This is a genomic window from Mumia zhuanghuii, assembly GCF_042681565.1.
Lineage (GTDB): Bacteria > Actinomycetota > Actinomycetes > Propionibacteriales > Nocardioidaceae > Mumia.
Genome location: NZ_JBHUFT010000004.1, coordinates 20,235 through 41,855 on the forward strand (window position 1 = coordinate 20,235; position 21,621 = coordinate 41,855).

Annotated in this window: 22 protein-coding genes; 11 read left to right on the top strand and 11 right to left on the bottom strand. The window is 70.0% G+C overall.

What is annotated here, in order from left to right; all coding sequences use genetic code 11:
- Window positions 1–38: 38 nt before the first annotated feature.
- Genes ACFSDF_RS06970 through ACFSDF_RS06980 form a run of 3 tightly spaced genes read right to left on the bottom strand, consistent with a single transcriptional unit; the run spans window position 39 to window position 2,324 of the window.
- Complete coding sequence (locus ACFSDF_RS06970; RefSeq protein WP_167006928.1) at window positions 39–797, bottom strand: SDR family oxidoreductase; 759 nt, start codon at window positions 795–797, stop codon at window positions 39–41.
- Window positions 798–807: 10 nt separating this feature from the next.
- On the bottom strand, window positions 808–1,479 hold the full coding sequence (locus ACFSDF_RS06975) for a histidine phosphatase family protein (RefSeq protein ID WP_167006931.1): 672 nt from the start codon (window positions 1,477–1,479) through the stop codon (window positions 808–810).
- Complete coding sequence (locus ACFSDF_RS06980) at window positions 1,476–2,324, bottom strand: SDR family NAD(P)-dependent oxidoreductase (protein ID WP_167006933.1); 849 nt, start codon at window positions 2,322–2,324, stop codon at window positions 1,476–1,478. The genes ACFSDF_RS06975 and ACFSDF_RS06980 overlap by 4 nt, the downstream gene beginning before the upstream one ends.
- A gap of 282 nt (window positions 2,325–2,606) precedes the next feature.
- On the opposite strand from ACFSDF_RS06980, the gene ACFSDF_RS06985 reads away from it, so the two are divergent.
- From ACFSDF_RS06985 to ACFSDF_RS07005, 5 genes are all read left to right on the top strand, one after another.
- Window positions 2,607–3,905, top strand: coding sequence for an ABC transporter substrate-binding protein (locus tag ACFSDF_RS06985; protein ID WP_243843063.1), 1,299 nt, complete (start codon window positions 2,607–2,609; stop codon window positions 3,903–3,905).
- A gap of 116 nt (window positions 3,906–4,021) precedes the next feature.
- Window positions 4,022–4,933 carry a carbohydrate ABC transporter permease gene (locus ACFSDF_RS06990; protein WP_167006940.1) on the top strand — a complete coding sequence of 304 codons (912 nt, stop codon included), beginning with the start codon at window positions 4,022–4,024 and terminating at the stop codon, window positions 4,931–4,933.
- A gap of 10 nt (window positions 4,934–4,943) precedes the next feature.
- Window positions 4,944–5,849: a carbohydrate ABC transporter permease gene (locus tag ACFSDF_RS06995; RefSeq protein ID WP_167006944.1), complete on the top strand. Its 906-nt coding sequence runs from the start codon at window positions 4,944–4,946 to the stop codon at window positions 5,847–5,849.
- Window positions 5,846–7,252 (top strand): GH1 family beta-glucosidase, encoded by a 1,407-nt coding sequence (locus ACFSDF_RS07000; RefSeq protein WP_167006945.1) that lies wholly within the window; start codon window positions 5,846–5,848, stop codon window positions 7,250–7,252. Before ACFSDF_RS06995 ends, ACFSDF_RS07000 begins: the two co-directional genes overlap by 4 nt.
- Window positions 7,249–8,283, top strand: coding sequence for a LacI family DNA-binding transcriptional regulator (locus ACFSDF_RS07005; protein WP_167006948.1), 1,035 nt, complete (start codon window positions 7,249–7,251; stop codon window positions 8,281–8,283). Before ACFSDF_RS07000 ends, ACFSDF_RS07005 begins: the two co-directional genes overlap by 4 nt.
- A gap of 30 nt (window positions 8,284–8,313) precedes the next feature.
- Here ACFSDF_RS07005 and ACFSDF_RS07010 read toward each other — a convergent pair whose 3' ends face one another.
- Window positions 8,314–8,967 (bottom strand): FadR/GntR family transcriptional regulator, encoded by a 654-nt coding sequence (locus ACFSDF_RS07010; protein WP_167006951.1) that lies wholly within the window; start codon window positions 8,965–8,967, stop codon window positions 8,314–8,316.
- A gap of 101 nt (window positions 8,968–9,068) precedes the next feature.
- Here ACFSDF_RS07010 and ACFSDF_RS07015 point away from each other — a divergent pair, with 101 nt between their 5' ends.
- Genes ACFSDF_RS07015 through ACFSDF_RS07035 form a run of 5 tightly spaced genes read left to right on the top strand, consistent with a single transcriptional unit; the run spans window position 9,069 to window position 13,995 of the window.
- Window positions 9,069–10,427: an SLC13 family permease gene (locus tag ACFSDF_RS07015; protein WP_167006954.1), complete on the top strand. Its 1,359-nt coding sequence runs from the start codon at window positions 9,069–9,071 to the stop codon at window positions 10,425–10,427.
- Window positions 10,424–10,801: a class I SAM-dependent methyltransferase gene (locus ACFSDF_RS07020; RefSeq protein ID WP_377156858.1), complete on the top strand. Its 378-nt coding sequence runs from the start codon at window positions 10,424–10,426 to the stop codon at window positions 10,799–10,801. Before ACFSDF_RS07015 ends, ACFSDF_RS07020 begins: the two co-directional genes overlap by 4 nt.
- Window positions 10,798–11,235 carry a class I SAM-dependent methyltransferase gene (locus ACFSDF_RS07025; protein WP_377156859.1) on the top strand — a complete coding sequence of 146 codons (438 nt, stop codon included), beginning with the start codon at window positions 10,798–10,800 and terminating at the stop codon, window positions 11,233–11,235. The genes ACFSDF_RS07020 and ACFSDF_RS07025 overlap by 4 nt, the downstream gene beginning before the upstream one ends.
- A gap of 55 nt (window positions 11,236–11,290) precedes the next feature.
- Complete coding sequence (locus tag ACFSDF_RS07030) at window positions 11,291–12,484, top strand: CaiB/BaiF CoA transferase family protein (protein ID WP_377156861.1); 1,194 nt, start codon at window positions 11,291–11,293, stop codon at window positions 12,482–12,484.
- Window positions 12,481–13,995 (top strand): carboxyl transferase domain-containing protein, encoded by a 1,515-nt coding sequence (locus ACFSDF_RS07035; protein ID WP_167006963.1) that lies wholly within the window; start codon window positions 12,481–12,483, stop codon window positions 13,993–13,995. Before ACFSDF_RS07030 ends, ACFSDF_RS07035 begins: the two co-directional genes overlap by 4 nt.
- 3 nt (window positions 13,996–13,998) lie before the next feature.
- Here ACFSDF_RS07035 and ACFSDF_RS07040 read toward each other — a convergent pair whose 3' ends face one another.
- The 4 genes from ACFSDF_RS07040 to ACFSDF_RS07055 all read right to left on the bottom strand — a co-directional run bounded on the left by ACFSDF_RS07040 (window position 13,999) and on the right by ACFSDF_RS07055 (window position 17,829).
- Window positions 13,999–14,181, bottom strand: coding sequence for a hypothetical protein (locus ACFSDF_RS07040; protein WP_167006967.1), 183 nt, complete (start codon window positions 14,179–14,181; stop codon window positions 13,999–14,001).
- A 2-nt stretch (window positions 14,182–14,183) separates the two neighbouring features.
- The gene (locus tag ACFSDF_RS07045) at window positions 14,184–15,068 is read right to left on the bottom strand and encodes a universal stress protein (protein WP_167006970.1); all 885 of its coding nucleotides are present in this window, start codon (window positions 15,066–15,068) and stop codon (window positions 14,184–14,186) included.
- Window positions 15,065–16,495, bottom strand: a complete 1,431-nt coding sequence (locus ACFSDF_RS07050; protein WP_377156864.1) for an amino acid permease — start codon at window positions 16,493–16,495, stop codon at window positions 15,065–15,067. The genes ACFSDF_RS07045 and ACFSDF_RS07050 overlap by 4 nt, the downstream gene beginning before the upstream one ends.
- Before the next feature lie 512 nt (window positions 16,496–17,007).
- Window positions 17,008–17,829 carry an SDR family NAD(P)-dependent oxidoreductase gene (locus ACFSDF_RS07055; protein WP_167251175.1) on the bottom strand — a complete coding sequence of 274 codons (822 nt, stop codon included), beginning with the start codon at window positions 17,827–17,829 and terminating at the stop codon, window positions 17,008–17,010.
- A gap of 140 nt (window positions 17,830–17,969) precedes the next feature.
- Here ACFSDF_RS07055 and ACFSDF_RS07060 point away from each other — a divergent pair, with 140 nt between their 5' ends.
- Window positions 17,970–18,551: a TetR/AcrR family transcriptional regulator gene (locus tag ACFSDF_RS07060; RefSeq protein ID WP_167006980.1), complete on the top strand. Its 582-nt coding sequence runs from the start codon at window positions 17,970–17,972 to the stop codon at window positions 18,549–18,551.
- An 898-nt stretch (window positions 18,552–19,449) separates the two neighbouring features.
- On the opposite strand, the gene ACFSDF_RS07065 is transcribed toward ACFSDF_RS07060, so the two are convergent.
- From ACFSDF_RS07065 to ACFSDF_RS07075, 3 genes are all read right to left on the bottom strand, one after another.
- Window positions 19,450–20,493: a patatin-like phospholipase family protein gene (locus tag ACFSDF_RS07065; RefSeq protein ID WP_167007244.1), complete on the bottom strand. Its 1,044-nt coding sequence runs from the start codon at window positions 20,491–20,493 to the stop codon at window positions 19,450–19,452.
- 105 nt (window positions 20,494–20,598) lie between these two features.
- Entirely contained in the window at window positions 20,599–20,955 is a 357-nt protein-coding gene (locus tag ACFSDF_RS07070; RefSeq protein ID WP_208322466.1) for a hypothetical protein, read from the bottom strand.
- Between the two features lie 44 nt (window positions 20,956–20,999).
- Window positions 21,000–21,605: a TIGR03086 family metal-binding protein gene (locus tag ACFSDF_RS07075; RefSeq protein WP_167007247.1), complete on the bottom strand. Its 606-nt coding sequence runs from the start codon at window positions 21,603–21,605 to the stop codon at window positions 21,000–21,002.
- Between the last annotated feature and the right edge of the window lie 16 nt (window positions 21,606–21,621).

Consider the following 21,621-nt stretch of genomic DNA (forward strand, 5'->3'; position numbering starts at 1 on the left):
CCCCTCGGTCGATTCACCCGAGGCGTACCCACCCTGGCTCAGACCATGCGGCGGACGATCCCGAGAGGCAGGTGGCGGATCAGGAACGCAACCGGACGCCACGGCCACGCCGGCACGATGCGTTCGGGCTTCTCGCTGTCGATCGCGGCGACGAGGGCACGCGAGCCGGTCTCCGTGTCGACCATGCCCTTCGGCTTCTGCTCGACCTTGTCGTTCATCTCCGACGCGATATAGCCAGGGAACACGGTCGTGACGGCGATGTCGTGGCCCTTGCGGTTCACCAGGTCCGAGCGGATGCCCTCGGCGAGGAGCGCGATGCCGGCCTTCGTCGCGGCGTACGTCGTCATCGAGCTCGGCATCCCGCGCATCGCCGACACCGAGGAAACCACCACGAGGTGGCCGGAGCGCCGCTCGTAGAAGTGCTCCATCGCCGCCTCGCACTGCGCCAGCGCAGCGACGAAGTTGGTCTCGGCGGTCTCGCGGTTGGCCTCGAACTTCCCGGTCCCGATCCGGGCGCCCTTGCCGAGCCCGGCGTTGACGACGACGCGGTCGAGCCCGCCGAGGTCATCGGCGGCGCGCTTGATGACGGCGAAGACCTGCTCGTGGTCGGTGACGTCGAGCGCATGGACGACGACCCGGATCGTCGGGTGTGCGGCCTCGAGCTCGGCCTTGAGCGCTTCCAGACGGTCGAGGCGGCGTGCGGTGAGGGCGAGGTCGTGGCCCTTGGCGGCCCAGACGCGGGCCATGCCGGCTCCGAGGCCGGAGCTGGCGCCGGTGATGAGGATCGTCTTGCGCATGTCGCTCCAGTCAGCGGTAGGTGACGAGGTCGGGAGGTAGGTGGGTGTGCTCGTTGAACGACAGCAGCGTCCGACCCGACGATCCGGTGACGACGGTCGTCACGCCCGCGTTGATCGTGACCGTGTTGAGCCGCGGCCAGAGGGCATGCGCCTGCGGGGTCCACTCCGGCGCGTCACCGGCGAGCAGGTGCGCGGCGACGACGGCGAGCGGTCCACCGGAGGTGAACACGACGGCGCTCTCGCCGCTGCCGAGGGAGTCGGCGAGACGGTCGAAGGCGCCGAGGACCCGGGCCGTGAAGTGGGCGTACGGCTCGAGGTACTCGTCGTCGTGCTCGCCCCCCGCCCAGCGCCCGACCGCCGAGACGAAGATCCTCTGGAACTCCTTGGGGTCCTCGCTCACGAACCCCGGGGCGTACGCCTCCACGACCGACTCGTGCGGGAACTCGTCCCAGCCTCCGTCCACGTCGTAGCCGTCGGACGGACCCGCGGCGTCGAGCGCGGCGATCGCCGTCTGCGCGTGCCTCTTCATTGAGCCTGCGACCCCGTGCGTGGGAAGGAACGCCGAGGCTTCCCAGGACTGACCGAGTGCCGTCGCCTGCGCGTAGCCACGCTCGGACAGCTGGTCGTAGTCGTCGGCGCCGAACGACGCCTGCCCGTGCCGGACCAGGTAGATCGCGCTCACCGGACCACCTGCGCGCCCGTGGTGCGGGCACCGCCGACGGCTGCCTCGTCCGCAGCGGCCTTGCGCGCGGCGCGACGCATCGCGGCGGCGTACAGCCACGGTGCGAACCGCTTCACCGCGTACGCCGCGCGGGCCTCACGGTCGGGCAGGATCAGGTGCTTACCTGCGTCGAGCTGCTTCAGCACCTCGCGTGCCACGGTGTCGGCGCTGCGCTTCGAGCCGTCGATGAGCGTGCGGGCGGACGCCTCGGCGGTCGGGTCGGCGCTGCGGATCGAGTCGGCGAGGTTGGTCTTGAAGAACGTCGGGCAGATCACCGAGACCGCGACCCCGTACGGCTCGAGCTCCCACCGCAGCGTCTCGCTCAGCGCGACCACCCCCGCCTTCACCGCGTTGTACTCGCTCATGCGCGGCGGATGGACCAGCCCTGCCGCCGAGGCGGTGTTCACGAGGTGTCCGGTGCGCTGCGCCTTGAGCATCGGCGCGAAGGTCCGGCAGCCGCGGGCGACGCCGAGCAGGTTGATCTGAGTGATCCAGTCCCACTCGTCGGTGGTCGTGAGCTCGATCCTCCCGCCCGACGCGACGCCGGCGTTGTTGACGACGAGGTCGATGCCCTTCCAGGTGTCCTCGACCCACGCGCGGGCGGCATCCCAGTCGGCGTCGCTGCGGACGTCGAGGGGCCGGTACGTGACGCGGTCGCCGAGGGCGGAGACGGCGTCGGGAGTCTCGGGGTGGACGTCGGTGGCGAGGACGCGGCAGCCCCGCTCGGCGAGCCTGGTCGCGAGCGCGAGGCCGAGCCCGGAGGCGGCACCGGTGACAAGGACGCGATCGCCCGTACGTACGGTCATGCGGCCGAGCGTACCGAGCGAGCGCTTACCTCCCGCCCCGACCGCCCCGCGCCCCTCCACTTTCCGTTGGGGCCAACGAAGCGCGCGTGCCCCACCGGACGGTTCCGGTGGGGCACACACTTTCCGTTGGGGCCAACGGAAAGTGTGAGGACGGCGGGGAGTGATCACGGTTGCGTAACGACGTATGGGAGCGCTCCCAACGCTCTTGACCCTAAGGTGTGAGCCAGGCCACAGTGCATGGGAGCGCTCCCACCGGCGGGAGCGGCGAAGGAGAGGGTCACCGTGTCACACACACGCCGTTCGCGCTGGCTGGCTGGGGCAGCCGCGCTCGCCAGCTTGTCGATGCTCGCCACCGCATGTGGCGGCTCGGACTCGGACAACGAGTCCGGAGAAGACGTCACGCTTCGCGTGAACCTGTTCGGGAAGTTCGGATACACCGAGCTCTACAAGCAGTTCGAGAAGGAGCACCCGGGCGTCAAGATCGTCGAGACCGCCGAGGGCGACCTCGGGAAGTACAACACCGCACTCACCCAGCGCATCGCTGCGGGGACCGGCGCGGGCGACGTGGTGGCCATCGAGGAGGGTCAGGCGGTCAACTTCCTCGCGAGCGCCGACAAGTTCGTCAACCTGCAGGACCACGGCGCGAACGACCTCACCGACCAGTACCTGCCCTGGAAGTTCGAGGGCGCCACCACGGCCGACGGCGAGACCACCATCGGTCTCGGGACGGACGTCGGCGGGCTTGCGATGTGCTACCGCCGCGACCTGTTCGAGAAGGCCGGACTGCCCACCGACCGCGAGGCGGTGGCTGCGCTCTGGCCGACCTGGGACGCGTTCATCGCGACCGGCGAGAAGTTCCAGGACGGGATCGGCGACGCCAAGGCGAAGTTCATCGACAGCGCCACCAACACGTACAACTCGATCCTCATGCAGGGCGCCGACCACACCTACTTCGACCGCGATGGCGAGCTCGTGATCGAGAGCAACCCCGCCGTCAAGGCCGCGTGGGACAAGGCTCTCGAGATGGACGAGAAGGGCATCTCCGCCGAGCTCAAGTCGTTCTCGCCGGAGTGGAACGCCGGGTTCAAGAACGGCGACTTCGCCACGATCGCCTGCCCCGCCTGGATGACGGGCTACATCAAGGACCAGGCCGGCGAGGAGAACGCTGGCAAGTGGGACATCGCCACCGTGCCGGGCGGCAGCGGCAACTGGGGCGGATCGTGGCTCGCCGTGCCCGAGGCCAGCGAGAACCAGGACGTCGCGATCGAGCTCGTGAAGTTCCTCAGCAGCGCCGACGGCCAGCTCGCCGCGTTCAAGGAGGTCGGCAACCTGCCGTCCAACCCGAACCTGTACGAGGATCCTGCGCTTCAGGAGGCCACGAACCCGTACTTCAGCGACGCACCGGTCGGACAGCTGTTCGTCGCCGGCGCCGCCAACCTCGAGCCGGTCTTCCTCGGCGCGAAGAACCAGCCCGTCCGCGATGCGGTCGAGAACGCGATGCGGTCGGTCGAGAACGGCCAGCGCAGCTCGTCTGAGGCCTGGTCGACGGCGGTCAGCGATGCCGAGAAGGCCGCAGGCTAGGTCGTACGACCTGGTCTCGAGACCTCCGAGCCCGTGGTGCCCGCGCCGCGACCCCTACCGCGACGCGGGCGCCACGACGCCACCTCTGTCCGCCCCCTCGACCTCAGGAGCACTCCATGCACCTGCGCGACCGGCTCGCTCGGTTCGACATCAGCGGCGCGCCCTACGTATTCATCGCCCCGTTCTTCGTGCTCTTCGGCATCTTCGGGCTCTTCCCGCTCGGCTACACGCTCTGGGTGTCGCTGCACGACTGGAGCCTGCTGGGCGGCAACGAGGGGTGGGTCGGGTTCGCCAACTACACCGAGCTGGTCGGTGACGAGTACTTCTGGAACAGCTTGCTCAACACCTTCGCGATCTTCGTGATCGCGACCGTCCCGCAGATCCTCGCTGCGCTCGCGCTCGCGCAGGTGCTCAACACCAGCCTGCGTGCGCTCACCTTCTGGCGGATCGGCGTGATCGTCCCGACGGCAACCTCGATCGCCGCGGTCGGGATCATCTTCACGATGATGTTCTCCCGCGACTTCGGGATCATCAACTGGCTCATCGGGCTCGTCGGCGTCGAGCCGATCGCCTGGAACCAGGAGCGTCTGCCCTCGTGGCTGGCGATCGCCACGATGGTCGACTGGCGGTGGACGGGCTACAACGCCCTCATCCTGCTGGCCGCGCTCCAGGCCGTCCCCAAGGAGCTGTACGAGTCCGCACGGCTCGACGGCGCGTCGGCCCTGCGGCAGTTCCGCTCGATCACCATCCCGATGCTGCGCCCGACACTGATGTTCGTCGTGACGGTTGCGACCATCGGTGGCATCCAGCTCTTCACCGAGCCGCTGCTGTTCAACCCCGGCGCCAACGCGATCACCGGGGGCGACACCCGCCAGTTCCAGACGAGCGCGATGTACGTCGTGGAGCAGGCATTCACGGGTCAACGGTTCGGGTACGCCGCCACGGTCGCCTGGATCCTGTTCGCGATCATCGTCGTCGTCTCGCTCGTGAACTCCCTGCTCGTACGCCGCATCCGCTCGGTCGACTGAGGAGCCTCGTATGACCACACCCCTCATCCCGGTGGACAGGATCCTCCCGGTCCTGGACGAACCAAAGCCCGTCCGACGACGCCGTCGCCGCGCCCTCGGCAAGGCGTCGCCGCTGACCTACCTGGTCCTGACGTTCGTCATCCTCGCCTCCGTGGCACCGCTCTACTACATGGTCGTGATGGCGTCGCGGCCCAACAGCGACATCACCTCCACCCCGCCACCGCTCACGCCCGGCGACCAGCTCGGCGAGAACGCCACCCGCGTCTTCGCGAACCCCGACGTGATGTTCGCGCAGTCGCTGCTCAACTCGCTGATGGTCTCGCTCGTCGCGACGATCACCGTGGTGACGCTCTCCTCGCTCGCGGGGTTCGCGTTCGCCAAGCTCCGCTTCCGCGGCAAGAACGTCTTCCTGCTCGCGGTGATCGGCACGATGATGGTCCCGGTCCAGCTCGGCCTGGTCCCCCTCTACATGCTGATGGGCTGGCTCGGCCTCGCCGGCAGCCTGTGGTCGGCGGTCCTGCCCTTCCTCGTCACCGGCTTCGGCGTGTTCTTCATGCGCCAGTACGTCAGCCAGGCGATCCCAGACGAGCTGATCGAGGCCGCGCGCGTCGACGGCGCCTCGACCCTGCGGATCTTCGCGCAGGTCGTCTTCCCTGCGATGCGCCCTGCCGTCGCGGTCCTGGGGCTGCTCACGTTCATGGAGCGCTGGAACGACTTCATGTGGCCCTACCTCACGCTCTCCCCCGAGAACCCGACCGTCCAGGTGGCGCTGTCGCGGCTGTCGGGCGGCTACTACACCGATCAGGCGCTGGTGATGGCGGGCACGCTGCTCGCGACCGTCCCGCTGGTCCTGGTCTTCATCCTCTTCGGTCGCCGCATCGTCGGCGGAATCATGGAAGGTGGGCTCAAGGGATGACCGACGTCGTCACCGATCCCCTCACCACGCTCGCAGCGTCGTTCCCGTCCGGCTTCACCTTCGGCGCCGCCACCGCGGCCTACCAGATCGAAGGTGCCGTCGCGGAGGACGGCCGTACCCCGTCGATCTGGGACGCGTTCTCCGCGCAGCCCGGCCGCGTCGCGAACGGCGACACGGGCGAGGTCGCCGTCGACCACTACCACCGGATGCCCACCGACGTGGACCTGATGAGCGACCTCGGCCTCGGGGCGTACCGGTTCTCCGTCTCGTGGCCGCGCGTTCAGCCCGGCGGCGCCGGACCGGTCAACCCGAAGGGGATCGACTTCTACGACCGGCTGGTCGACACCCTGCTGGACCGGGGCGTCGCACCGTGGGCGACCCTCTACCACTGGGACCTGCCGCTCGCGCTCGAGCAGGCGGGCGGTTGGCCGGCACGCGACACGGCGGCGCGGTTCGCCGAGTACGCCGGAGTCGTCGCCGACGCCCTCGGCGACCGCCTCCACGGCCTGATCACGCTGAACGAACCATGGTGCTCAGCGTTCCTCGGCTACGGCAACGGCGTGCACGCGCCGGGTCGTGCCGACGGGGCGACCGCGCTCGCCGCGTCGCACCACCTGCTGCTCGGGCACGGCCTGGCCGCACAGGCGATCCGCGCGATCGCGCCCGAGACGCCGCTCGGCCTCACGGTCAACCTCTATCCGACCTCGCCTGCGCTCCCCGAGGGCTATGACGGCCCTGACCGCGCGGCGTACGACGATGCCGTGCGACGCGTCGACGGACTGTGCAACCGGTGGTTCCTCGACCCGGTGTTCGGCCGCGGATACCCGGCCGACGTCGTCGAGGACGTCCGGCCGATGTCGGCGCTGGAGTTCGTCCGGGGCGGAGACACCGACGTGATCGCGGCGCCGCTGGACTTCCTCGGCGTCAACTACTACACGCGTCACGTGGTCGCTCCGGGCGCGCACCCGGGCGCGGCGACGGTGGAGTTCCGCAAGCGCGGACTGCCGACGACAGCCATGGGCTGGGAGGTCGACCCGGACGGCCTGTACGACGTGGTCCGCCGCGTGCACGACGACTACCCGGCGATCCCGATCTATCTGACCGAGAACGGCTCCGCGTACGAGGACGTCGTCTCCGCCGACGGCCAGGTCCACGACCCGGAGCGGCTCGCGTACCTCCGGGAGCATCTCGAGGCGATGGCACGCCTGTCCGCCGACGGTGTCGCGGTCGCGGGCTACTTCGCGTGGTCGCTGGTGGACAACTTCGAGTGGGCCGAGGGCTACGCGAAGCGGTTCGGGCTGGTGCACGTCGACTACGACACGCAGGTGCGGACCCCCAAGGACAGCGCGCGCTGGTATGCCGCACTCCTTGCGGCCCACCGGGACGGGATACTGGGCGCATGACGGGTGGGCCGGAGGCTGGCAAGCGCCCGACGCTCGAGCAGGTCGCCGCGCTCGCCGGCGTCGGGCGTGGCACCGCGTCCCGCGTCATCAACGGCTCCCCCTCGGTCGCGCCACAGACCCGCGACGCGGTGATGAAGGCGGTCGCCGAGCTCGGCTACGTCCCCAACCAGGCCGCGCGCTCGCTGGTCACCCGCCGTACGGGCGCGATCGCCCTGGTGATCTCCGAGCCCGAGGAGCGCCTGTTCAGCGAGCCGTTCTTCGCCGGTGTCGTCCGCGGGATCTCACAAGTGATGGACGAGCGCGACCGCCAGCTCGTGCTCGTGCTCGTGCACGGACCGGCCGAGCGACGCGACGAGCCCGCCGCCTACCTGAGCCCGCAGCACGTCGACGGTGCGCTGCTGCTCTCGCAGCACGAGGGCGACGACCTTCCGCAGCAGCTGCGTGACCGCGGGCTGATGCTCGTGCACGGCGGCCGGCCGCCGGGCGTCGAGGGCGCCAGCTATGTGGACGTCGACAACGTCGGCGGCGCACGCGCGGCCCTGCGTCATCTGCTCGAGCGCGGGCGGCAACGGGTGGCGACGATCGCAGGACCGCCCGACATGCAGGCCGGACGCGACCGCTTGCGCGGCTACCGCGAGGCGCTCGAGGCCGGCGGGATCGCATACGACCCGAGCCTGATCGAACAGGGTGACTTCACCGAGCCCGGCGGGTGGCAGGCGATGCGTCGCCTGCTCGCGCGCCACCCGGACGTCGACGCGGTGTTCGCCGCATCCGACCCGATGGCGCTCGGCGCCCTGCGCGCACTGCGCGAGGCGGGGAGCGCGGTGCCTGCCGACGTCGCCGTGGTCGGCTTCGACGACTCGCCGATGGCGGCGATGAGCGACCCGCCGCTGACGACCATCAACCAGCCGGCCGACGTCCTCGGCCGCGAGATGGCCGAGATGCTCCTGGCGGCTCTGGCCGACCCGGAGAACGACGAGGCGCGCAGCCTCGTCCTGCCGACGAGCCTCGTCGTCCGCGGGACGACCTGAGTCACGGCGTCTCCGGAGGGGCCGGGCTGATCAGGTCGTGAACGCCTCGCCGGTCTCCCCCGGCTCGGCCGGCGTCGAAAGGATGCCCGTGCACGCCGCGGCCGCGGCTTCAGGATCACCTCGGACGACGGCGACCGCGAGATCGTCGAGCAGCGATCGGAGCATCGGCGTCTCCTCGGGGTCAGGACACTGGACGGCGAGCATGTCCTCCAGCTCGCCGAGGAGGCTGTTGCCCGCCAGACGGCGTACGCACCGCCAGACCTCGTCGAACGTCGGGACGGTGCCGTCGTCGCCGAGCATCGCGATCCGCATCGCCTTCTGCGGGTGGCTCGCCGCCGCACGAGCGACCCCGCCCATGACCGCCTCGCGGGCGGCCGCCACCTCCGAGCGAGGGTGGGCAGCAATCCGGCCGGGGAGATCCTCGGCGACCGGTGCCTTCCGGACGAGGGCGCCCACGCCGTGCCGGACCTCGACCCGTCCCTGGGTCTCGAGGGCGGCGAGCGCCTGCGCGAGCGTGGCGCGGCTGACCCCGAGGTCGCGCGCCAGCTGACGCTCCGAGGGGAGCCGGTCACCTGGCACCAGGCCCTGCGCGTCGATGAAGTCCGCGATGTGCTGCGCGAGGTGCTCGTACAGCCTCGGACGCTGCACGGGACGGGGCCCGCGCTGATCGTCGCCCTGGCTCATGAGGGGAGCGTACTTGACATTTGCACCAGTGGACCAGAGGCTAGGCCACTGAACCTGTGGTCTGCACCACATGACGTAGCACACACCTGGAAGGGGACCCCGTGTCCACCGAAATCGTCGCGCTGGCCGCGCTCGCGCTGGTCTTCCTGATCGCGACCGTCCGCAGCATCAACATGGGTGCGCTCGCGCTCGTGGCCGCCTTCATCGTGGGCCTCAGCGTCTTCGGCGACGACACGGACGCGATCATCGCCGGATTCCCGGGCGAGTTGTTCGTCATCCTGGTCGGCGTCACCTACCTGTTTGCGCTCGCCAAGAACAACGGCACCGTCGACTGGATCGTCCACGGCGCCGTCCGCGCCGTCCGCGGACGGGTCGCGCTCGTTCCGTGGGCGATGTTCTTCGTCTGCGCGGTCGTCACCGGCATCGGCGCCGTCAGCCCCGCCGCGGTCGCGATCGTCGCACCGGTGGCGATGGGCTTCGCGCACCGCTACCGCATCCACCCGGTGATGATGGGCATGATGGTGGTCCAGGGCGCGACCGGCGGCAGCTTCTCGCCGATCGGCATCTTCGGCAGCATCACCAACGGCGTCGTCGACTCCAACGACCTCGAGGGCAGCCCGACCTTCCTCTTCCTGGCCGCGATGACTGCCGCCACGCTCGTCGCCGCGATCACCTACGTGGTCTTCGGCGGTCGTGAGCTGATCCGCCGTGGCAAGGACGAGCGCGCGCTCGTCGACGTCGGCGCGACCGCCGAGGCCGCGAGCAGCGCGGCGACCCGTGGCGCGGTTACGGGGACGCCCGGCTCCGCCATCGAGCAGGGCCTCGGTCGCACCGACGACCTCGACGACCTCGACGACGACACCCGCCTCAACCTCGAGCGTTCGAGCACCCTCCTCGGTCTGGTCGCACTCATCGTGGGCGCGCTCGCGTTCGACCTCGATGTCGGCTTCACGGCGCTCACCGTCGCGGTGGTCCTCACCCTGCTCTTCCCGCCGTCGGCACGTGGCGCGGTCGAGAAGATCAGCTGGGGCACGATCCTCCTGGTCGGCGGCATCGTCACCTATGTCAACCTCCTGCAGAACCACGGCGTCGTGACCTGGCTGGGCGACCGCGTCGCCGAGGTCGGCGCACCCCTCATCGCAGCACTGCTGATCTGCTTCATCGGTGCAGTCGTCTCGGCGTTCGCCTCGACCACGGGCATCATCGGCGCCCTGATCCCGCTGGCGGTCCCCTTCCTGCTCACCGACCAGGTCAGCGCGATCGGACTCATCGCCGCGCTCGCGATCTCGAGCTCGGTCGTCGACTGCAGCCCCTTCTCGACCAACGGCGCCCTGATCGTCGCGAACTCCGACGAGAGCCAGCGCGAGATGGTGTTCAAGCGCCTCATGCAGTGGGGCATGTCCATCGTCGTGATCGCTCCCCTGCTGACCTGGGCAATCCTCGTGCTCCCGACGACGTGAGCAAAACGGTGTCCGGAGACGAGCCCGAGGCGGGCGGCGACCACGCCGCCCGCCTCCGGGCGTCCTTCACCGCCCAGGCCGACACGTTCGAGGAGCCCACGCTCAACGCGGCGTTCACCTCTGCGCTCGACTGGGTCGTCGAGGCGGCTCAGCCCCATGCGGGCGACCAGTGCCTCGACCTCGCGTCGGGCACCGGGCTCGTCGGGCGGGCACTTGCGCCGCACGTCGCCCACGTCACCTGCGTGGACAGCACCCCGGCCATGCTCGCGCGCGGACGCGCGGCGGCCGCCGCCGAAGGCCTCACGAACATCACCTTCGTCCTCGGCGACGCGACATCCCGGTCGTCCCCGCAGGGAGCGTCGATCTCGGCGTGACCCGGTTCTCCCTCCACCACGTCCCCGATCCGCTGGCCGTCCTGCGCACGATGGTCGAGGCCTGCCGGCCGGGCGGTCGTGTCGTCGTGCACGACCTCGCGTCGTCGACCGACCCGACGCTCGCCGCCCGTCAGGACGCGATCGAGACCTGGCGCGACGACTCCCATCTGCGCACCCCCGTGCTCGGTGAGGTCGCGGCCTGGCTGCGCGACCTCGGCGCCGTGGTCGACCGCACCGACCAGCGGACGTACGAGCGACCACTCGAGCCGTGGCTTGCGCAGTCCCTCACACCGCCCGACCGTGCCGTCCACGTGCGGCAGGCGTTCGCCGACGAGCTCGCCGGCGGCGAGCCCACCGGATTCGCGCCGACGCAGCGCGACGACGACGTCTGGTTCACCCAGACCTGGGAGCTCACCGTCGCCCACCGCCCCTGACCGACGACCTACACCACCGCCGTACCCGCCACGCCCGCACGACCAGGAGCACCGCATGCTGACCGACATCGTCGTCCTCGACCTCACCCGCGCCCTCGCCGGCCCGCACGCCGCGATGATGCTCGGCGACCTCGGCGCCCGGGTCGTCAAGGTCGAGTCGCCGACCGGAGACGACACCCGTGGCTGGGGACCGCCGTTCGTGGGTGAGCCCGGAGACGAGGAGTCGACGTACTTCCTGTCGTGCAACCGCAACAAGGAGTCGGTGACCGCCGACCTCAAGAGCGACGCCGGCAAGGAGCTGCTGACGCGGCTCGTACGACAGGCCGACGTGCTGCTGGAGAACTTCCGACCCGGTGTCCTCGCACGCCTCGGCTTCTCCGAGGAGCGTCTCCACGAGCTCAACCCCCGACTGGTGATCTGCTCGATCACCGGGTTCGGGCACGACGGGCCGGAGGGTGGGCGCGCCGGGTATGACCAGATCGCGCAGGGCGAGGCCGGGCTGATGAGCATCACCGGCCCGTCGCCCGAGGAGCCGACCAAGGTCGGGGTCCCGATCGGCGACCTGCTCGCCGGGATGAACGCCGCGTACGGGGTGGTCGCCGCGCTGCACGAGCGCCACGCCACCGGCCGGGGGCGGGTCGTGCGGACGAGCCTGCTCGCGAGCATCGTCGGCGTTCACGCCTTCCAGGGCACCCGGTGGACGGTCGCCGGCGAGGTGCCGCGCGGGATGGGCAACCACCACCCGTCGATCGCTCCGTACGGGCTGTTCCGTACGGCCGACTCGCCCGTGCAGATCGCAGTCGGCAGCGAAGGGCTGTGGACGCGGTTCGCACCGTTGATCGGGCTCGACCCCGCCGCCGCGCCGTACGCGACCAACCCCGACCGGGTCCGCGGGCGTGAGGGACTGACCGCGCTGATCGAGGAGCGTTTCGCCGACGAGGGTGCCGAGGTGTGGCTGGCTCGGCTGGCCAACGCGGGCGTCCCCGCCGGCAAGGTGCGCACGCTCGACGACGTCTATGCGTGGGACCAGACCCGCTCGCAGGGGCTGCTCATCGACGTCGAGCACGAGAGCCTCGGCTCCGTCTCGCTGCCGGGCCCTGCACTGCGGCTCGACGACAACCCGTATGCCGGCGCGCGTGAGACGCACCTGGCTCCCCCGCGACTTGGACAGCACAACGCATCGGTCGCCGCGTGGCTCGACGCCTGCGAGGCGGACGACGCGCGCGGCGCGTCGGAGGCGACGGCGTGAGCACCCGGTTGAGCGCGCAGGCGCTGATCGACCTCGTGCTCGACGACGGGTCCTTCGGGTCCTGGGACACGCCGGTCGTCCGAGGCGAGGTGGCGCCCGACTACGCCGCGGACCTCGCCCGTGCACAGGAGCGCTCCGGCACCGACGAGTCCGTCGTGACCGGCGAGGGCACGATCCACGGGCGCCGGGTGGCGGTGCTCGTCGGCGAGTTCGGGTTCCTCGCCGGGTCGATCGGCGTCGATGCGGCCGAACGGCTCACGGTCGCCGTGGAGCGGGCGACCGCCGAGGGACTCCCCCTGCTCGCCGCGCCGGTCTCGGGCGGGACGCGGATGCAGGAGGGCACCCCGGCGTTCGTCCGGATGGTCCAGATCACCGCGGCGATCTGCGCGCACAAGGACGCTGGCCTCCCGTACCTGGTGTATCTGCGCAACCCCACCACCGGCGGCGTCATGGCGTCGTGGGGATCGCTGGGCCACATCACGGTCGCGGAGCCGGGTGCGCTGCTGGGGTTCCTCGGGCCGCGCGTATACGAGGCGCTGTACGGGGAGCCGTTCCCCGAGGGCGTGCAGACGTCGGAGAACCTGTACGCGCACGGCATCGTCGACGCGGTGCTCCCGCCGGAGGAGCTGGCCGGGATCGTGGACCGGACGCTGCGCATCCTGCAGTCGCCACGGCCGACTGCTCCGGGTCTCGATACGTCCTCGCCTAGCGGCTCGGACTACTCGACCAGTGGGGTCGGCTCGGATCCGTGGGAGTCCGTCCTCGCTTCGCGCAGCGACGATCGCCCGGGGGTCCGCGCCCTCCTGCGCCACGGCGCGAGCGACGTCGTCCCGCTCAACGGCACCGGCCAGGGCGAGGCGGGCCACGGGCTGGTGCTCGCGCTCGCCCGCTTCGGGGCGTCGCCCGCCGTGCTCCTCGGTCAGGACCGGCGCGCGCAGACCGCCGACCGGCCGCTCGGCCCGGACGCCCTGCGTGAGGCACGCCGCGGCATGCGGCTGGCCGCCGAGCTCGGGCTCCCGCTCGTCAGCGTGATCGACACCCCCGGCGCTGCGCTGTCCGTCGACGCCGAGCAGGGTGGGCTCGCCGGCGAGATCGCGCGCAGCCTCGCGGACATGGTGACACTCCCCGTCCCGACTCTGACCGTTCTGCTCGGCCAGGGCACCGGCGGCGGCGCGCTCGCGCTGCTGCCCGCCGACCGCGTCGTGGCCGCGCAGCACGCGTGGCTGTCACCGCTGCCGCCGGAGGGTGCGAGCGCGATCGTGCACCGCGTCCCCGACCGGGCAGCGGAGATGGCACGCGCCCAGCGCGTCGGCGCCGCCGCACTCGTCGAGGACGGGACCGTCGACCGCGTCATCGCCGAGTCGCCCGATGCCGCGCAGGAGCCGGAGGCGTTCTGCCGCCGGGTCAGCGAGGTCGTCGAGGACGAGCTCACGCAGCTGTGGGCGGCCGACGACGTGGCACGCCGCGCCGCGCGACGAGCGCGCTTCCGCCGCGGACTCGCCGGCGCCTGACCGTCACGCGCGGGCGAAGGTCAGGACGTCGTCGCGATCGGCGAGAGTCTTGCCGCGCAGACCGGGCGGCACCGTCATCGACAACCAGGGCGCGAGCTCGTACGCGATCCCTTCGACGGTCGTGGCACGTGCCCACACCTGTGCGGCCGGCGCCGGGAGGACGACGCGGCGGTCGATGACGGGCACTGCTACCTCCGGGGAAGCGTGAGGACGGGCACGGGCACGTGACCCATGATGCGCGGTGCGTTCGATCCGAGGAAGATCCGGCGGACCGGACCATCGCGGCTCGACGTCATCACCAGCATGTCCCCCTCGCGCCAGTGCACCTTGTTCACGGCGCCGCGCCACGAGTCGGCGACCGCGACGATCCTGTCGGTGACCGGCACTCCGGTCTCCTCCACGAGCGACGCGGCACGCGCCTGGAAGGCGTCGATCTGCTCGCGCCACGCCTCGTACACCGCGTCGTCCGCCCGGCGCCCTCCTCCGTCCGGCAGCGCCGGCAGGCGTCGTACGCCGAAGGTCACGAGCCCGAGACCGACGCCTGCGCGCCGCGCCAGCAGCGTCGTCGCGTCGAGGGCGGAATCCACGGCGGCGTCGGAGTCGACGGCGAGGACGAGGCGTTCGAGCCGGTCGGTCGGCTCTGACCAGAACGAGCGCGGGGAGAGCGCGACGGGAAGCGATGCCCGGTGGAGCAGCCAGGTGCTGACGTTGCCGAGCGCGACGTGGCCCATGAGCGCGTCGCCCGCCGATCCGACGACGAGCACCGACGCGTCTGCGCGTTCGGACGCGGTCACCAGCTCGCGAGGCACCGACCGCGCGGTACGGACGACGGCGTCGACCCGCACCTCAGGCGGCGGGATCGTCCGCGCCTCGGCCATCGCCTCGGTTGCCATCCCCTCCAGGTGGCGCCGCCAGTCGGCATCCGCACCGGACGCCGCACTCCCCCGGCCCCACGCGTCGGAGACCACGCAGCACAGGAGCAGGTCCTCCTCGGTGGACGCCGCGATCCGGCCGGCCAGGTGGACGGCGTGCATGCCTCGCCCGTCGGGGCCGATCCCCGCCACGACGGTCACGACGTCGCCTCCTCGTCGCCGGCTCCGGTGCGCAGCGTCGAGCGCCGGAACCCGTACGAGAAGTAGAACGCGAGCGCGACCGCCACCCAGATGAGGAACACCACCCACGTCACGAGTGCGAGCCCCGTGAGCACGTAGATGCACGCGGCGATCGACAGCAGCGGCAGCACGGGATACAGCGGCACCTTGAACGTGCGCTCGAGGTCGGGTGCGCGCCGGCGCAAGATGATGACACCGAGCGAGACCACCATGAAGGCGACGAGCGTCCCGATGCTCACCGTGTCGAGCAACCAGTTGAGCGGGATGAAGCCCGCGATGAGCGCGACGACGGTGGCGACGATGATCGTGTTGGGGATCGGGGTGAGCGTCCGGGGGTTCACCCGGGCGAAGATCGGAGGCAGCATCCGGTCACGGCCCATCGTGAAGAGGATGCGCGTCTGCCCGTACATGACGACGAGGGTGATGCTGAAGATCGAGATGACCGCGCCCGCGGCAAGCACCGTGCTCGGCCAGGTCGAGCCGGTGACGTTCTCCAGGATCTGCGCCAGCCCTGCCTGCTGCCCCTCGAAGTCCTGCCACGGCTGTGCGGCGACGGCGGTGAGCGCCACGGCGACGTACAGGGTGGACACGATGATCAGCGAGATGATGATCGCCTTCGGCATCGTGCGTGCCGGGTCCTTCACCTCGTCCCCGGCCGTCGACACGGCGTCGAGTCCGATGTAGGAGAAGAAGATGGTCGCCGACGCCGCCTGGATCCCTGCGACACCGAACGGGGCGAAGTCGGCGAGGTTGTTGCTGTTCCAGCCCGTCGCCGCGATCGCGATGAACAGGAGGAGCACGGCCACCTTGATGCCGACCATGATCGTGTTGACGGTCGCGGACTCGCTCGCGCCACGGATCAGCAGCAGCGCGCACAGGACGACGAGGACCATCGCGGGCAGGTTGACGACGCCGCCGGCCTCGGGCGCGTACGACAGGTCGTGCGGGATCTGGACGCCGAAGAGGTTGTCGAGGAGCTGGTTGAGGTACTCCGACCAGCCGACCGCCACCGCGGACGCAGACACGCCGTACTCGAGCAGCAGGCACGCCGCGACGACCATCGCGACGACCTCGCCGAGGGTGGCGTACGCGTAGGAGTACGACGATCCCGACACGGGGACGCTGCCAGCGAGCTCGGCATAGCAGAGCGCAGTGAGTCCCGCCGTGACCGCGGCGATCACGAACGACACGACGACACCTGGCCCGGCATTCGGAACGGCCTCGGTCAGGACGAAGAAGATGCCCGTACCGACCGTCGCGCCGACGCCGAACCCGACCAGCTGGACGAGCCCGATGGTGCGCTTGAGGCCCTCCTCGGTGTGCGGACGTCGACCCACCGGCATGCGTCGGAAGATCTGCGCGGCGAACGACGACTGCTGCGCCCCCATGTCCGATGAAACGCACGCCGATGCCGAGGCCGCAAGTCGGACGCTAGCGGTTTGAACCGCCTGTAAGTCTTGGTGACGGTCGGCCTGGGGCTGGCTGGCAGGGTTAGCGCCGGTCACCCGTGCGCGTTGTGACCGCGGCGACGACAGCGCCTAGGGTCACGACAACCGCGGCGCTAACGGTGCGCGCGGCCGGTCGGCGGCGTTCGGTCAACGGCCCGACGAGTGCTAGGACGATGGGGAGTGCGCCGACCACGGTGCCGATCATTGCGGGGCTCGCGTGCCGGGTGGCTTCGACCAGGAAGATGTTGAAGCCCGCCAGGCCGGTGGCGGCCAGCGCTAGAAGGAGCAGAACGTCACGGGCGGTTCAGACCGCTAGCGTCCGACTTGCGGCCTCGGCATCGGCGTGCGTTTCATCGGACATGGGGGCGCAGCAATCGTCGCAGAGACGGCCGTCGAGGAGCCAACGAGCAGCATCGCGGCGGCGGCACCCGCAGCGGGAGCGTTGGAAGAATTCATGCCGCGTACTCCTTCGGGTGCGGGGCGGTGCCCGCCGCGGGGCTGAGTACTTGACGGGTAACGCGCTCGGCCATGGCGGCAACCAGGGTGCGCGGCCGGCGCGGCAGCAGATGCGCGGACAGAGCATTGCCGAGTCCGGGAGTGACGTATCCCCGGTCCCGGTCGAGCGCGCGTAGAGCGGCGCGTACAACCGGTTCGGGCGTGGTCATCGAGCCGTTGACGGCCGCCTTGCGGGTGCCGATGGCCTCGAAGAAGGGGGTGTCGACCGGGCCGGGGCACAGAGTAAGTACGCGAATGCCGCGACCGCGGTACTCCTGGCGCAGGGCCAGCCCGAAGTTCAGCACGAAGCCCTTGGCCGCCCCGTAGACGGCGAAGTAGGGGGAGGGCTGAAACCCCGCGGTGGAAGCGACGTTCAAGACTGCTCCCGTGCCGCGCTCCAGCATGTCGGGGAGCAGCGCGTGGGTGAGGTCTACGAGCGCGACGACGTTGACCATCAGCTGATCGTGGTCACGCTCTGCGGCGATCTCCTCAAAGCGACCGCAAGTGCCGAAGCCGGCGTTGTTGACCAGCAGGTCGACGCGGAGGTCACGGGCGGAAAGCTGACCAGCGATCTGCCGGGCCGCATCGGGGTCGGAGAGGTCCTGGACTAGGACGTGGGCCCGGATGTCGTGCTCCGCGGCGAGGCGCTCTGCGAGAGCGGTGAGCCTGCCCTCGGAACGCGCCACCAGGATCAGGTCGTGTCCGCGGGCGGCGAGTTGTGCGGCGAACTCTGCCCCGAGTCCGGATGAAGCCCCGGTGATGAGCGCTGTACTGTGCATGGATTTCTCCTTGAGTGGCAGTAAACTAAGACACAAGCGTTGCTCATAATGACCGTAAATGCAACACTGACGATGCAGTTAGTTCGGGAGCAGCGCAGTTCCGTGTCGTTTTGGGGCTGAGCAGATAGGTGGGAGGCGCCATGGGTGAGACAGCGGCACGGCCGTTGCGGGCGGACGCGGAGCGCAGTGTGCGCGCAATTTTGGAGGCAGCCGAACGCGTGCTCTCCACGGATCCCGGCGCGTCGATGGAGCAGATCGCGACTGCGGCGGGGGTGGCCAGGACAACGATCCACCGGCGGTTCGCCCATCGGCAGGCACTGATCGATGCCTTGGCATCTTCGGCCGCCCGCCAGCTCGTCCAAGCCGTGGAGGACGGCCGGCCCGACACCGCCCCTCCCCTGGTGGCATTGCACCGGATCACGGCCAATGTGCTCGAGGTGAAAGGCGCCTGGGCGTTCGCGCTGGGACTACCTGCCCATCCCGACAGCGAAGCGGCGGCCCTTCACGAGGACATCGGCCAGCGTTGCATCACAGTGCTGGAACGAGCCCGGGCGGACAAGCTCATCGACGAGACGGCTGACCTCGACTGGGTGCGGCGGGTCTACTACGCGCTCCTCGGGGAATCCCTGCGCGGAAGCCCGGACGATACCGACATCGACACTGACACCCTCGCCGCCCGCATCATCGATGCCCTACTGCATGGCGCAGGTCCGCGCACCTAAGCTCGGCCGAGCCGTCGGCTACCGCGGCGTCGGCCGACGTCCCGTCTGGTGCTCAACCCGATGCCGAAACGACGCCGCCTTGCAGCGGCTCGGCGCCCGCAAGGGCGCCCTCGAGGTCCGGCTCGTCGAGGTCCCCCGCCACCGACCGAGAGCCCAAGCGGATACCCCCCAACCCGCCGTCCTCGGCCCCGACCCAGCAGCCGCTAGGGCCCGAAAAGACGCAGGCAGACGGACGCTCTCCCCAGTCGAGCGGGAGAGTGGCCGCTCCGGTATCAGCCCTTACCGAGGGTGCTACCGGCCTTCGATTTTGCGCCCTTGGACGATCCGTCGGACGCGAGGGTCTTGCCCGCCTTCGACAGCGCGGCCTTTCTCGGCTTGCTGCTGGCCATGTCGCCACCTCCTCTCATCACCAGCATGAGTGGAGCCACCGACATTTTGGTTGGCAGCAAGGTTCGCGGGTGTGCTCCGGGCCACCGACCGGGACACGGTGTGATCTCTGACCGCTGAGTGAGTCGCCCGCGGACTGGTGTCCGGTCGATGCGGTGGTCCTGTTCGGGAACTTGGAGTCCGTGACCCCACAGGGTCGCGAGACTTCTGCTTAGAGAATGTCTGGACCGTGGCCGTGCCGCTCAGTCATTTCTGATCCGAACCAATGACTGACGGGAGCACGAGAGATGACGATGACCTTGGGTATCGACGTGGCGTGCCGTGCCGGGCCGACCAACAGGCCAACCTTTGCGGTGGACGGACGGCCCGTGTGGCGGTAGAGAGTTCCGATCCCAGGCTGGGCCAGCTACTTCCACCACTCCTGGGGACTCACCCTATGCCGGAATGACGGAGTTCTTCGCCACCGCATCTTGACCGGTCTGCAGTGCCTCGCGTCAGACCAAGGAAGGGTTCACTCGGCAGGGGGCAGACCCGTCTGCAGGCTGAGAGGGTCTAGCGTACGCTCTATCGCCGTCCGCCCGGCTTCGAACGCGGCTTTGAGGATCTTCGCGTCGCGAGTGAGGCGCCCGACTCGCGGCGAGTCCGGTCCGGGGCGCACGGACAGCACTGCGGATTTGGCCTTGGTCCGCCGGTCGACGGATGTTGGCCCCCCCGGCAGCACGGCTTGGTCGTATTGCGCGAGCAACGCTTCGTCTTCCAGAAGGCGGCGGTCCCGTGCTAGGAAGCTGTGCCGCACGGGGTCGGGATAGATCCGCAGCGCGGTCGCGGAGGTTAGGCGCGCCCTGTATGACGGGCGCGTGCGTGGGCCGGGGTCAGATTTACCGGCGGCGAGTGGCGGCGCTGGCCGGGACCGCAGAACCAGAACGTGACTGGCGCCCTGGGCGAGGGCGGTGCGGTAGGGGATGGACTCGGAGAGGCCGGCATCAGAGAAGCGCCGGCCTGCTAGCTCAATCGGTGGACCGGCGAGGAAGGGCAGTGCAGCGCTGGCGCGCAGGGCCAGTCGCAGTTCGGCCGGACTGGTCAGATGAGGGCGTAGATCAGTGGCTTGGCCAGTGTGGAAGTCGGTCGCCAGTGGGTGGTACTCGACGGGGTTGGCCAGGATGGCGTTGAAGTCCATTCGGGCCACCTCGCAATAGAGGTACTCGACGAGGTTCTGCACATCGACCATCGGCCGGCCGCGCCAAACGTTGGACGGACGGATCATCGCTGTCACATACGCCGGTTCAGCCCATCCGGTCAGGTTCTCAGGGGCTCCGCTCAGCAGCCACGCTCCAGTGATCGCGCCCGCAGAGGCGCCGTAGACGGCGTCGAAGGCGTGCGCCGCCCCCATCTCGTGCAGGGCTAGGGCCATCCCGGCGGAGATTGTGCCGCGCATGCCGCCGCCCTCGATGGCCAGCGCTACCCGTTGGCCGTCCTGGCGTTCGCCGGGACGGCTTCCGTGGCGCACGCGGTCGGCTAGGACGCGCAGGACTTCGTGGCAGCCGTCCCCGGTCATCAATTCTTCTTGCATGTGCTCTCTCGTCTCGTATCGCTGATCCCGCCGCAGCTATGACGGTTCTGTCTCAGATGGCGGGTAGTTGACATGCTGGACCCGACCGCCCTACTGGCCGTGGCTTGCTGTGCCGGGTTCGCCGCCGGCCAGGTATGACCGCGCCTGGACCCAGATAGCGGGGTCAGGCTGGGTGCCGGCCCAGGTGGCAGACCTGACCTTTCCCCGTCCGCGATAGCGGCGCATGATCGTGACGTGGTCAGGCCAGGCCACGAACCGGTGCAGGGCCTCCTCGTCCTGCCAGATCGACACCGAGCCGCACCTGGCCTGCAGGGGGGCTGTCCATAGCCACATGCCGACCGCGCCCGCATGGAGGGGCCAGGATCGGCGCAGCGTGAAGCCGGCCTGGTAGATGCCAGGCAAGTCGAGGTGGCGACTGGCCTGGAAGTCGGTGACGCTGATCAGCACTGGGCCTGTGGTGCTGGCGGCTGGGCCGGGCGTCCACCGGGTTCTCAAAATGGTCGAGTCCACAGTGGGGAGCGGCCCAGGAGCCCAAGCAGTCGCTCGAAGTCGGCGGCATCGGTGGACACCGGGACCTGAGGGCTGAACGCGGCACCGGGACCGCGGGAGCTCGGTGTATCCGGCCACTGGCGCGCGATCGTCAGCGCAGCGGCGGTCAACTCCGGGTCGGGATGGTAGGGCGCACCGATGGTCGCGGCGACATCCCATCCGTGAACGAGGACGTCCACGAAGTGCATGCTCAGAGCGACCCGGCCCCGGAAGATGCCGAACTCGCGCACTTCGACCTGACGGTCGTAGGCGTCCGGGGCGGCGAACGCCTCCGTGACCGCGTCCGCAGAGTCCTGGAAGGCGCGATACGCGTCGGTGCGGAGGTCGCCGCTGTCCCATATGGATCGGTCTACCGGTGCACTCATGGCGTTGGCGGCGAAGCCGCGATTCTCGCCAACAATGTGTCGTAGTAGTTCAGCCAGGTTCCAGGAAGCGCAGGGTGTGGGTCGCACAAGATCTGCGCCCTGGACCTGCGCGATCACTCCACTGGCCAGCGCCAACGCCTGGCGGTCCAGGTCGCGGACGTCCGCGGTTCTTTGCCTCGTCACAATGATCCTTTCCAAG